Annotated in this window: 7 protein-coding genes; 3 read left to right on the top strand and 4 right to left on the bottom strand. The window is 35.2% G+C overall.

What is annotated here, in order from left to right:
• Positions 1-17: 17 nt before the first annotated feature.
• Positions 18-173, bottom strand: a complete 156-nt coding sequence (locus I6760_RS06525; protein ID WP_196593690.1) for an aminoglycoside phosphotransferase — start codon at positions 171-173, stop codon at positions 18-20.
• A gap of 526 nt (positions 174-699) precedes the next feature.
• Entirely contained in the window at positions 700-1,992 is a 1,293-nt protein-coding gene (locus I6760_RS06520; RefSeq protein WP_196593689.1) for a DAK2 domain-containing protein, read from the bottom strand.
• A 424-nt stretch (positions 1,993-2,416) separates the two neighbouring features.
• On the opposite strand from I6760_RS06520, the gene I6760_RS06515 reads away from it, so the two are divergent.
• The gene (locus I6760_RS06515) at positions 2,417-4,609 is read left to right on the top strand and encodes a cell division protein FtsA (protein ID WP_196593688.1); all 2,193 of its coding nucleotides are present in this window, start codon (positions 2,417-2,419) and stop codon (positions 4,607-4,609) included.
• A 200-nt stretch (positions 4,610-4,809) separates the two neighbouring features.
• Here the strand turns inward: I6760_RS06515 and addA are convergent, their stop codons facing one another.
• Positions 4,810-8,463, bottom strand: a complete 3,654-nt coding sequence (gene addA, locus I6760_RS06510; RefSeq protein WP_196593687.1) for a helicase-exonuclease AddAB subunit AddA — start codon at positions 8,461-8,463, stop codon at positions 4,810-4,812.
• A gap of 223 nt (positions 8,464-8,686) precedes the next feature.
• On the opposite strand from addA, the gene I6760_RS06505 reads away from it, so the two are divergent.
• On the top strand, positions 8,687-9,682 hold the full coding sequence (locus tag I6760_RS06505; RefSeq protein ID WP_196593686.1) for a Gfo/Idh/MocA family protein: 996 nt from the start codon (positions 8,687-8,689) through the stop codon (positions 9,680-9,682).
• Between the two features lie 439 nt (positions 9,683-10,121).
• The gene (locus I6760_RS06500) at positions 10,122-11,621 is read left to right on the top strand and encodes an acetyl-CoA carboxylase biotin carboxylase subunit (RefSeq protein WP_196593685.1); all 1,500 of its coding nucleotides are present in this window, start codon (positions 10,122-10,124) and stop codon (positions 11,619-11,621) included.
• A gap of 77 nt (positions 11,622-11,698) precedes the next feature.
• On the opposite strand, the gene I6760_RS06495 is transcribed toward I6760_RS06500, so the two are convergent.
• The gene (locus tag I6760_RS06495; protein WP_196593684.1) at positions 11,699-12,580 is read right to left on the bottom strand and encodes a diacylglycerol/lipid kinase family protein; all 882 of its coding nucleotides are present in this window, start codon (positions 12,578-12,580) and stop codon (positions 11,699-11,701) included.
• Between the last annotated feature and the right edge of the window lie 2 nt (positions 12,581-12,582).

Raw genomic sequence — 12,582 nt, 5'->3', positions numbered from 1 at the left:
ATAACATGAATTTGCCTTCATGTATTTTTTTTGCCACTGTTATCAAGTATTTGCTGTAAATCACGCATTATATGTAAATGTGTTTCATATTCAAGATCATTTGCATCATAGTTCATTCTTTTTTTCAGTTCTTCTATTCTTTTTTGAATTTTTTGTCTTATTTCGTCTGCCATATAAGTTTATACCACCTCCTATGCTTATAGTATTGTTGTTTCTGAAAACTATACTAATTATAACAAATACATTTTTTTCCCACAAGCAGCAAAGTTTATACTTACTCCTGTCAGGATAATGCTGCAATTCTATTTCAATCAATACAATACAAATACATATTTTGCATAAAAATTCAACAAACATAAATATATAGTTACGCACAATTTTATCCACAAATATAATAAAATTGTGGATAACTTCTATATCTTTTATAATTAAAGCTTTTTTTGTCCACAGGTATATTCTATTTATTCACAGTATATAAATTCACAAGCAAAAAACTTTATCTCTGCTAATGATGCCATCCAGACTTATATTTACAAGGTTTTTATCACAAAGGACTTTTATTAAATACAAAATATAGGATTTTTTTTCTCTCTACCACAATATAAGCCTGTGGATAAGTACAAAAAAACATTTCAATCTTTATATCAGGCTGAAATGTTTTTTATGTATATTTATTACAATAAACGTTTATTTATTCATTTATTTGTCATTACTACGTTGCTTTTCTACAGCATTTTGCATTTTTCTAACATTGTTTTCCAGCGAATCTTCAGCATCATATTCATGCAATGCCCTTATCTGCTCTGTAAAGTCACTAGTATAAATAATTTCAACACGTTTTCCCAGCAATCGCTTTGTTTGATATAGCATAAGGTTCATACTAACATTATCAGGCAGAAAAATATATTTTTCTGCTATATCACTATGCACTGTATTCACAAAATTTCCTACAGTCAAGCCTTCACCGCTTTCTGCCAGAATAGTAGTTGCTCCATATTCCTGCAAACATGCTGCTTTTGCCTCATTTTCCGCTACTGCCAACACAACCAATTTATTGGCTGGCTGTCCTAAAATCAGTGGTTTGTGCAATTCTGCCATATTATCAATGTGAATTTCATAAGAATTTCCCCAACCCACTATCTGTTCAACAATTGCTCCTGGACATTGTGTATGCAAATGCATCAATACATCATGCATTTTTTTCTTAACTACAACCATATTTCCATATTTTGCCAATATTTCTTTGGCATCACTAACATGCACTTTACAATTATATATTGTAATCTGAATACAATAAGGATGCACTATATCATGAATTGGTTCAGGAACTGTATGCGATTTCTTAGTTCCTGACGAAAACACTACTGCTGGAGAAACAAAATTTCCATCCAACCCAGATTGACATCCCTGCAGCAATACCATTAAAGCCTTAGCTCCTGCATCAATAACCCCTGTATCATCATCTTTTGTATTTATTAAAGCTCTTTTTCCTGCTTTTATCGCTTCCGCTAAAATCTCTGAAATGGGCCTATTTTCGCGTACAGCCTTATATGCCCCCTTAGCTACGGCTTTAGCTGTGATAATAATAGGTCGCTCTACATTTTCCGGTGAAGTACGGTGTGCATATAAAATACCATATTGAAACGCCTTTCCGAATACCGATGAATTTACCTCATACTTTCCTGCCAGTCCTTTGGCTATTCCCCGAAAGATCTGCGCCAAAAGTACACCTGAATTACCACGTGCGCCCAAAATAGCACAGTTACTTACCGCGCAAGCAATTGCCCCTATGCCTTTATTACTATTATCTTTAACAGCCATCGCTGCTGCTCCCATGGTCCGAAGCATATTTGTACCTGGACAAACTTTATCCGAAAGTGAATCACCATTCAGGCTGTTTATATTTTCATATTCAAGCAAAAAAGCACTGTATGCACCGGCGATCATACGTTTAAAATCGCTGCCTGTTATAATTTCCCTATTTTCGCCCATATATACTGCCTCCGTTTAATTCCATTTGATACTGCCTCCATTCTACTAAATTATATAGTAAATTACAATCTATACTTACAGACTTTATTGTTCATTTATTCTCTGCCTTATCAATTACTATCATTATAAAAAAGTAAATATATTTTACTATATTATTATGTTATAATAAAAATAATATTTTATTATAATAGCTGTTATTTTTTCTATACAAACAGCTACCTATACCAGTCAGGAAATTCCAAAATCAGAAACTATTATTATTTTTAATCGTTTCTCTGCTCCAAAACAAACCTGATTTTTTATTATTCACCAATTATTATTCTCCTGTAATTCAATAAAAAACGTTTATAAATAAAACAACGAATATTCCCACAATATTATAAAAAGAGGTGACATACCACGCTTTACACGTGGTTCAAAATTTATGACAACACCAATTTCTGGGCAACATTCTCCTAACAACACAACTACTGAAAATATTGTTTTCGCTTTAGATATCGGAACAAGAAGCGTAATAGGTATTGTTGCAAAAAACACCAAAACTGCATTAAAAATAATTGACACTGAACGCCAGGAACATAAAACTCGCTCTATGCTCGATGGGCAGATACACGATGTCCCACAGGTTGCTAAAATAATATCTATAGTAAAAAAAAATCTAGAACAAAGAACTTGTCCACTGAGAAAAGTATCGGTTGCTGCAGCTGGCAGAGCATTATATACAATGACCGCTTCAGCCGAAATAGAAATTAATGGAACTATTTCAGCTGAGCAGCAGAATCATCTTGATTTTATGGCCGTACAAGCGGCCCAAAAAAAACTGGCTGATTCCCATATAGTCGAAGACACTTCATTCTATTACTGTGTAGGCTATAGCACTGTATCTTATACACTTGACGGCACGAGAATAAAAAGTCTTATTGGTCAGCGCGGACAAAACGCAACTGCCAATGTTATTGCTACTTTTCTACCACGTCAGGTTGTTGATTCAATGCAGTCTGCTCTCACTGCTGCGGGACTTGAAATGCAGGCCCTGACCTTAGAACCTATCGCAGCTATAAGCATCCTTATCCCAACTACAATGCGCCACTTAAATCTCGTGCTTGTCGATATAGGAGCCGGTACTTCTGATGTTGCCATAACTAAAGACGGTGCAGTTGTCGCTTATGGGATGGTACCAATGGCCGGCGATGAAATAACTGAAGCTATATCAAAACAATATCTGCTTGATTTCAACGTTGCAGAAGAAGTAAAACGAAAATTATCAACTAAAACTGATAATGAAATAAAATTCAATGATATTCTGGGCATGGAATATTCCCTAAAAAGTGAAGAAATCATTAATAATGTAAGTAAAAATATTTCTGGTCTGGCACAGGCAATTGCCAAACAAATATTAACTTTAAATACAACAGCTCCTCAGGCTGTCATGTTAGTTGGTGGTGGGGCCTTGACCCCTAACCTGGCAACAGAAGTAGCCAAAGAACTTAGTCTACCCGCCGCTCGGGTAGCTGTTAGAAAACCAGATAAAGTGGATACCATTACTGATATTCCTGATACTTTAAAAGCCCCTGATGCTGTCACTCCACTTGGTATTTTAAAAACGATATCAAACCAGACTTTAAATTTGATTTCTGTCTATATAAACGAAAAAGAATATAATATGTTCAATTTTAAAGAACTTACTATAGCTGATGCTTTTCTAAATTCAGGAATCAACCTTCATAAATATAACGGTCGGCCCGGTATGGGCATAATGCTGAGCATAAACGGTAAAAATAAAATTATAAGCGGTTCTATGGGAACATTGGCAAAATTAAAACTCAACGGACAGGACGCATCTCTTAATGATAAAATAAAAGAAAAATGCCATATAACTATTGAACATGGTGACGATGGAACATCTCCCTGTATACATTTAGGTGATATAGTAAATACTATAGAAACAATTTCCCTATATATAAATGGTGAAAAAATAAATGTCAAACAGCTTTGCCTAATAAATGATATTCCTTCCCATAATCTTGCTACTATACTACACGATAAAGATGAAATCATCCTCACTTCTTCAATCAGTATTGCCAATGCTTTAGAATATGCCGGCTATGCTATAGACAATACCATATATCATTACACATTAAACGGTTTAGAAAAAACCGCAGAAAGCTCTCCCAAAATAAAATTAAATGGTACAAATGCTTATTTATCCGATAAAGTAAAAGAAAATGATGAAATAGATTTTGTAGAACCGGCCAGGATTTCTTTAAAAACAATATTGAATCACATGGACATTTCTTCTGTCATCACTGTACTGTTCAATGACAAACCATGTACTGTACATACCTCAGCTTCGGCGGCAATTTCTGTTAACGAAAAGCCAGCAGCTCTTGATTACTTATTAAAAGAAGGCGACAATATTATCTGTACTCCGGGGAAAAAATCACCGACTATTATAAGTGATGTACTTTTAGCTGCTGATTTTACTCCACCAAAGCCGGACAGTCGTGTGACCTTCCAAATTTTAAAAAATAATATTCCGGCAGAATTTACTGCCCCTGTAAATGAAAATGACAATATAAAAATTGTATTGACTCCGCTTAACGAAAATAATATATAATTCTTTTATATTATATTTTTCTGCAAAACAAAGCTCTGTTTTTCTCATAAAAATACTGCCATCTGAATGACATTACTTCATAATATGCATCCCACTACTATACTTCTGTGAACAAACAGGAAAAAGTAGCATATTGCATGATCATGAGGGAAAATGCCTACACATGGCAGTTTTTTATTTATTTTTCCTGCATCCCCCGTTCAAATTCTGATAATCTCACCACTATGGAACAAGTATAAATAACGTTCCTTTACTTTTTCTTTTAGGATATCAGCCACAGCTTGACTATACAGATTCAGCTGGACATTATACCTGCGTACAGCATCTCCAACTGTACAATTATCTGTTTTATAATCTACCAGGACCAACCCATCATCCTCACTAAATAACAAATCAACTACTCCTTGGATAAATATCTTCTTATCAGAAGGGACATCATAAAACCTAGCTGCTGCAAGCATACGGGAAAATTGCATTTCCCGCCGTACGTTATTAGAACACCGCATCCGTTTACCTATAGGAGAATAGATAAACTTGCGAATAGATTGACAGTTGACATAGGCAATATGACTTGGCAATATAATTTCATCAGCAGCCATCTTATTCAACTGTTCTTTTATTTCTTCCTCGGTAAAAGATCCTGTTAACGCTAAATGCTGCATTACACTATGCATAAGCGTACCATATTCAGATCCTGTCATAGCTGAACTTTTCTGCAGAAACTGTGGCCGGACATAATCATTATCGGCAAAAAGATTTACTGCATCATCTACTGGCTCAAGCCGATGTTTTATTTCTGTTACCGATAATTTTGAAGGTATGTCTATATTAAACTGCTCTGGATAATGCCAGCTTAAACGTCTATCTACCCAATCCTTACTAGTTGTAGCAGGAAAAAACTGCTTCTTTTTTATCATTTTAAATACATTCACTGCATCAACAGCTTCTTTTTTTGTTTTCGCAGTGAAACTTTCTTTTATCTTTATCTTCCATGAAGAATTTTCATATGGCAGACTGATATTCTTTTCCGGCTGTAGCTGTTTACATAATTGAAAAAAGACCTGTCCATCTTTATGCCTCGATAATGCTGGACATATCCAATCGAGATAAGTGTTGGCATTGAGAACTTTGTAAGCTGGCAATGTCAGCGCATCGGCCAAATTTTCACACCAGCCCGCTGCTGCCTTTTCTATATTTCTGACCGTTCCTGTCAATATAAGTTTCTCCCTGGCTCTTGTCATTGCTACATAAAGAACACGTAACTCTTCAGCCTTGCTTTCTTTAATTATCTGGCGGGCAATAGTTTGTCTGGCAAAAGTAGGATACCTCACATTATATCTATTATCATATACATACGGTCCCAATCCATATTTTTTATGAATGAGCAATGCCTGCCGGCTGTCTGCTAAATTTATTTTTTTCCCTAAATCAGCAATTATTACTACTGGAAACTCTAAGCCTTTGCTCTTATGGATTGTCATTATTCTGACTACATCTTCATTTTCTCCCAATGTCCTGGCTACAGAAAGATCATTACCGTTTTTTTTCATCTTATCTACAAACCGCAGAAAACGAAATAATCCCCGGTAATCTGTTTCTTCGTAGTCCGCGGCTCTATCATAGAGCATGCGTAAATTAGCCTGGCGCAATAAACCGCTCGGCATGCCGGCGCAATAGTCATAATATCCGGTATCATCATATAACTGCCATATAAGTTCAGGTACACTGCATTGCCTGGCCAATGACCGCCACTGCTTCAAATGCTGTAAAAATTCAGCCAGTTTATCTTTTAATTCAACATCCACCGTTACACCAGCCTGACAAGCTTTCATTAACGCACTAAATAAGTCACTGTCAGCATCACACAGCCTTATCTGTCCTAATTCTTCTGTTGTTAAATTTACTATTGGTGAATATAATACTGCGGCCAAAGGAATATCTTGATGGGGATTATCTATTATCTGTAACAACGAAATCATAATCCGCACTTCTGTTTCCGCAAAGTAACCGCTGTTTACTGCTGCATATGAAGGGATATCATTATCGCGCAAAACCTCTAGCAATTTATCAGCCTTACCTACCACTGATCGCATAAGAATAACTATATCCTTATAGGTTAAAAGCCTGTATCTGCCGCTTTTTTTATCAAAAACTTTTTTCCCTTCATTAATTAATTTTTTTATGCGTTTAGCTATACAGTCAGCCTCCACCCCGAACCCTGTTAAATTTTCATCATCATCTTCTCCTGTTTCCGTGCAAATGGACAACAACTTTTTATCTTTCTCAAGCAAAATAAGTTCCACAGGCCCTGCCAACGAATTATCATCGTCAGGATACGGCAAACCACAGGATAAAGCTTCTTTTTCTCCATAATTTATTTCCGCTGCTTTTTCTGTCATAGTTTGAAAAAATATAAAATTCACAGCCTGCAGGATATTTTCCCTACTGCGAAAGTTTTTTATCAAATCTATTCGCTGATGGAATTCAGGCTTTTGCGGATAATTGTTGTATTTCTCCAGAAACAGCCTAGGTTCAGCCAGACGAAAACGATAAATACTTTGTTTTACATCCCCTACCAAAAACTTATTATGATTTTCTCCCGCAGCCAAAGATATAATTGCCTCTTGTACTCCATTGGTATCCTGATATTCATCTACCATTATTTCCTTATATTTCTTATGCAGCTCTTTCGCCTGTTCTGTAGGCAAAAGTTTATGTGCCGTAGATTCCGGGGCTGCAAGAATTTGAAGCGCAAAATGCTCTAAATCATCAAAATCAGCAATCGTTCTTTCATGCTTAGCCATCCCAAAATTCCGCATGAATTCATTTGTCAAAGCACATATAAATTCTATATTAGCCTGCTGTCCCCGCAGATCCTGCATCAACTTTTCAGGCGGCATCTGAAAAAAATCCTTTGTCAAAGAGAAAATTATATCTTTTATTCTTTTTCGTTTACTCTTCAGCCATTCCTTAAGTTCATCAGGTATATCTTCCGGCAGGCGCATCACTGAAAATTTCAGTTCACTCATAACAATATATAAATCTTTCCATGATGACAACAACACATCACTTATATCCGTCAATAAAACAAAATCTTCAGCAATTGCTTTCACTTTACTGCCCGCCTGTGTTACTGCTTTTTCCATTGCTGAATTAAGGCAAAAACATTCTTCCAATCCCTCTTTTATATCAGCTTTTGCTATATCCATCCATATAGTATCTTCTATTTTACCATTAGCTGCGAGCATAAAATGACGTGGTAGTTCATTGAGCCATTGCTGTGGAAAAGGTTGGCTTACTGCATATTCATAAACATGCAGAATTATTTCATATACTGCATCATCGCCGCGTTCACTACCATAAGAATCAACAAATTGCAGAAACAACTCGTTGTTGTCCCGCTCATACTCTTCCTGCAGCAATTCTGCCAATACATCCTGTTTCAACAGCGTTATTTCCTGTTCTCCTGCCAAACGAAACTTAGGATCAACATCTATCTTATGAAAATTTCGTCGTATAATACTTTGGCAAAATGAATGAAGTGTAGATATATCTGCTGCATTAAGCAATATAAGCTGGCGCTCTAATTTTTTAACTATATCCACATGCCCATCCTGTGCTGCCAGAGATAAATTTTCCTCCAGTTTTTTCCCTATACGATCCCGCATCTCAGCTGCTGCCGCATTTGTAAATGTAACAACCAAAATTTCATTTATATCCATCTTATCATATAAGAGCAAGTTCATAATTCTTTCCACTAAAACAGCTGTTTTACCCGACCCAGCTGCTGCTGCTACAAGAATATCTTTCCCGCGTACTGTTATAGCCTCCTTTTGCTCTTTTGACCATGGCATAATTTTTCCTCCTTAAAAATATGTCTACTACTAAAATAATTACGTTTATTATAACATCTGCCATATTATTTTTAAAACAACTGAAAATACTTTTTAATTATTTGTATTTTGTATACTTATATTCATTCATTGTAAATAATATAAAAATTATATATAATTTTTATATACATAATCTTTTATCATAAATGAATATTGCTGTAAACCGAAATGGAAGGTGACTCATTTGAATTTAGGAATAGTAGGTACTGGTGGTATTGTTGTAACATGCTTAGATGCATTACATAATGTAGACACTATTTTTCCCTGCGCAATATGCGCACGCCCTAAAAGCAGGCAAAAAGCCTCTTTACTCGCTGACAAATACAACATCAAAAGTATTTTTACTGATTATGACGCCATGCTCGCAGATAATAGCATTGATTTTATTTATATAGGTATTATTAATAATATGCATTACAAATATGCTAAAAAAGCTCTTATGGCCGGAAAACATATTATATGTGAAAAACCAGTTACTTCGCATATTGATGAATTAAATACTTTAATAGCTATGGCAGAAAAAAATAATTTATTCTTTTTTGAAGCTATAACTTTATTATATTCTCCCAATTACCAATTTATCCGCAAACATTTACCAGACTTAGGTCCTTTAAAAATTATTCAGGCCAATTATTTTCAATATTCCAGCCGCTATGATAACTTTCTTAAAGGAATTGTCCTTCCGGCATTTGATCCTAAACTCTCTGGTGGATGCCTATACGATTTGAATATATATAATCTGCATTTCGTCATCGGCTTACTGGGAATGCCCTTGTCAGCAACATATTACCCCAATATTGCCAGTAACGGTATTGATACTTCTGGTACAGTCATTTTAACTTATAACGATACCATTGCCACTTGCAGTGCCGCAAAAGATTCTGAAAGTATCAGCGGTGTACTTATCCAGGGAGAAAAAGGTTATATTCATTTAAATGGTCCCACTAATATCTGCCGCAATACCATATTAAAAACCAATAATAATTATGAAGCTTTTGATGGGGAACAATATGATAATCGCATGACAGATGAATTTATTGCCTTTAACCAAATATATAAAGATAATGATTTATCTTCCTGTTATAAATTACTTAAACATTCACAGAATGTAATGCGTGTCCTGACCAATGTAAGAATTAACGCTGGTATTAAATTTGCTGCTGATAATCATAATTTATGAGTAGTATATCATTTAATAAATTTTTTCCTGTGATAAATAAATTTTTGTAAAAAAACTTTTTTTGTAAAAATATTTATGATATTATTAAAACTTTCTTTTTTGTATATCAAAAAGCTTCTTGTAATAAACATTTTCCAATTAATACTATCTGCAAAACAAGAAATTTACATTATTTATCGCCAAAATTATTTTTATACATTACTAAATAAATTTATATAGCTTTTGTTTTTTGGTGATAGACATAAGTACTGTTAAATATTATATTACTATTTATTAATAATATCATTAACTTGACTTATGTTCATCAGTGATATAGAATAAATTTGTCCTGTATAGAACAATTATTCATTATTGTTTATACAGGTTTCATTAAAATAAAAAAATACCTTACTAAGTTTTGTTTTTCACAATATATACTGTATAACTAGGAGTGATATTTTTGTTTAAACGCATTTTAATTGCTAATCGTGGTGAAATTGCTGTCCGTATCATCAGGGCTTGCAAAGAAATGGGCATTCAATCTGTTGCCGTATATTCCGATGAAGATAAGGACGCTATGCATGTCAAGTTGGCCGATCTAGCTTATAATATTGGTCCGGCTGATGCTGCCTTATCATATTTAAATTATAATGCTTTAATGCGGGCAGCCCTTGATACCGAAGCTGATGCTGTACATCCTGGTTATGGTTTTCTATCTGAAGATGCCGATTTTGCTGAACGTGTAACAAAAGCCGGTATGACTTGGATAGGACCTCACCCAGAAACTATCCGGCAAGTTGGCGACAAAGATATTGCCCGTGCCGCAATGGTTCCCTCTGGGATTCCCATGTCTAAAGGCAGTGATCCACTTATTGATGAAGAAGATGCTATAAAAAAAGCTGCTGAAGTAGGTTATCCTGTAATTTTAAAACCTGTTGCTGGCGGTGGCGGTAAAGGAATGATCGTAGCTAATAGTGAAGATGATTTAAAAAAGATATTACATATCACCAATTTAAAAGATATTAAATATTACTTTGAACACTATATCAATCATTCACGCCATATAGAAGTGCAAATCATAGCCGATAATTATGGCACGGTCCTTCAATTAGGTGAACGGGAATGTTCTCTGCAGCGCCGTAACCAAAAGCTACTGGAAGAATCGCCTTCGGTGGCCTTAACTCCTGATATGCGCAGACGTGTAGGAGATTTAGCTATAAAAGCTGCTAAGAGTGTTCATTACAGTAACATCGGTACAGTAGAATTTTTACTAAATCTGCATGATAATGACTTTTATTTCATGGAAATAAATCCACGTGTACAGGTAGAACATGCTATAACTGAAGCAGTTACCGGTATTGATCTAGTGCGTACCCAGATACGTATTGCTGCAGGTGAACCACTTGATATTAAACAATCTGACATAAAAAATACCGGGCATGCTATTGAATGCCGTATAAATGCAGAAGATCCAGAAAATAATTTTCTTCCATCACCAGGAAAAGTAAATTTCTTTATTGAACCAGGCGGTCCGCGTGTGCGCGTTGACAGTGGCGTATGTGCCGGTCTTAGTATCTCTCCATATTATGATTCCATGATAGCAAAAATCATTGTACATGGGCGGACCCGTGGCGATGCTATTAAAATCATGCAACGTGCTTTGGACGAATTTACCATTGATGGGATTAAAACAACTATTCCCCTGCATAAAAAAATATTGCGTGACCCTTACTTCCGTACTGGCAATATTGATACACGCTTCATAAAAGATCATTTTTCTAAATATCATTATACCAAGCCAATTTCTAAAGAAACCATTTCCAAATCTGAGCCGCCTGTTTTACCAAATACTCAGACAAAACAAGAAGATGAAAAACATGAGGATCCTTCTGAATGGTCCCAGGAAAAAGTAGACAATGATATGCGTATCGCTATAAATTCGGGATTATATTATATGTAATTAATGCTTAAAAATAAATAAAAATAAAAAGGTTATGATTTCGCATGCGGAATCATAACCTTTTATTAAGTATACTTTTATTTTATGTATATATTAATTGCCAATGGTATTGTTTTTATATCTAACGGCAGCACTGGTCCCGGTTCTCCGTCTATATCGCTTTCAACAATTTTATTACTACTAATCTTTATCGCCGCTGCCTGAATATATTCAATATTTTTATTACCAACCACAGCTTTACCCGCAACCGTTTCTGCGGTAAAAGCCACTAATTCAGATAGTTTACACTGTTTAAGCATTATCAGATCGAGCTTACCATCGTTCAATTTAGCATTTACTGAAACATTTTTTAGTCCAGCTACTACATTACTATTAACTATAAGCACAAAAAATGCGCTTACCCTTTTTATTATTCCATCAGTTTCCACCATCATATCAAGTGCCCGAAATCTCGGCAACTCACCTATGCCCCGCAAATAATATGCCAACTTACCAAAAGTCATTTTCAGCCTCCGGTCAACGTCATGCGCCACAGAAGTAAGTGTTCCTGCACTTGCCACATTTATGAAATATTTATCGCCAGTATAACCAACATCCACAGACATAGTATTCTTCGCAATAATTGCATCCAAATATAATTCAAATTCACTTAAATTCAATGACAGCCCCGAAGCAAAATCATTTGACGTCCCACTTGGTATAACCGCAATAGGCAGGTCTATCTTATTTTTTAGCATTATATTTATAATTTCGTTGAGAGTTCCATCACCGCCAGCAATTATAATTCCTTCTGGCTTTATCATACTGACAACTCTTACAAAATCTTCATTATGTAACCCCGTTCTATATGGTACCAGAATACAATATCGTTCCTGGAACACTGCAATCAGCTGATCCAGTTTTCGTTTAAACATAGCATCTCCTGACACCGGATTATAGGCAAGAACAAATTTTTTCATTT

This window comes from Pectinatus sottacetonis, assembly GCF_015732155.1.
Classification (GTDB): domain Bacteria; phylum Bacillota; class Negativicutes; order Selenomonadales; family Selenomonadaceae; genus Pectinatus; species Pectinatus sottacetonis.
The sequence above is the reverse complement of the archived record's forward strand: the minus strand, read 5'-3'. Positions and strand labels throughout refer to the sequence as shown.

Excerpts from the sequence above, each read along its gene's own strand:
- I6760_RS06515 (WP_196593688.1), top strand. The coding sequence starts at position 2,417 with ATGACAACACCAATTTCTGGGCAACATTCTCCTAACAACACAACTACT.
- addA (WP_196593687.1), bottom strand. The coding sequence starts at position 8,463 with ATGCCATGGTCAAAAGAGCAAAAGGAGGCTATAACAGTACGCGGGAAA.
- I6760_RS06520 (WP_196593689.1), bottom strand. The coding sequence starts at position 1,992 with ATGGGCGAAAATAGGGAAATTATAACAGGCAGCGATTTTAAACGTATG.
- I6760_RS06525 (WP_196593690.1), bottom strand. The coding sequence starts at position 173 with ATGGCAGACGAAATAAGACAAAAAATTCAAAAAAGAATAGAAGAACTG.
- I6760_RS06495 (WP_196593684.1), bottom strand. The coding sequence starts at position 12,580 with ATGAAAAAATTTGTTCTTGCCTATAATCCGGTGTCAGGAGATGCTATG.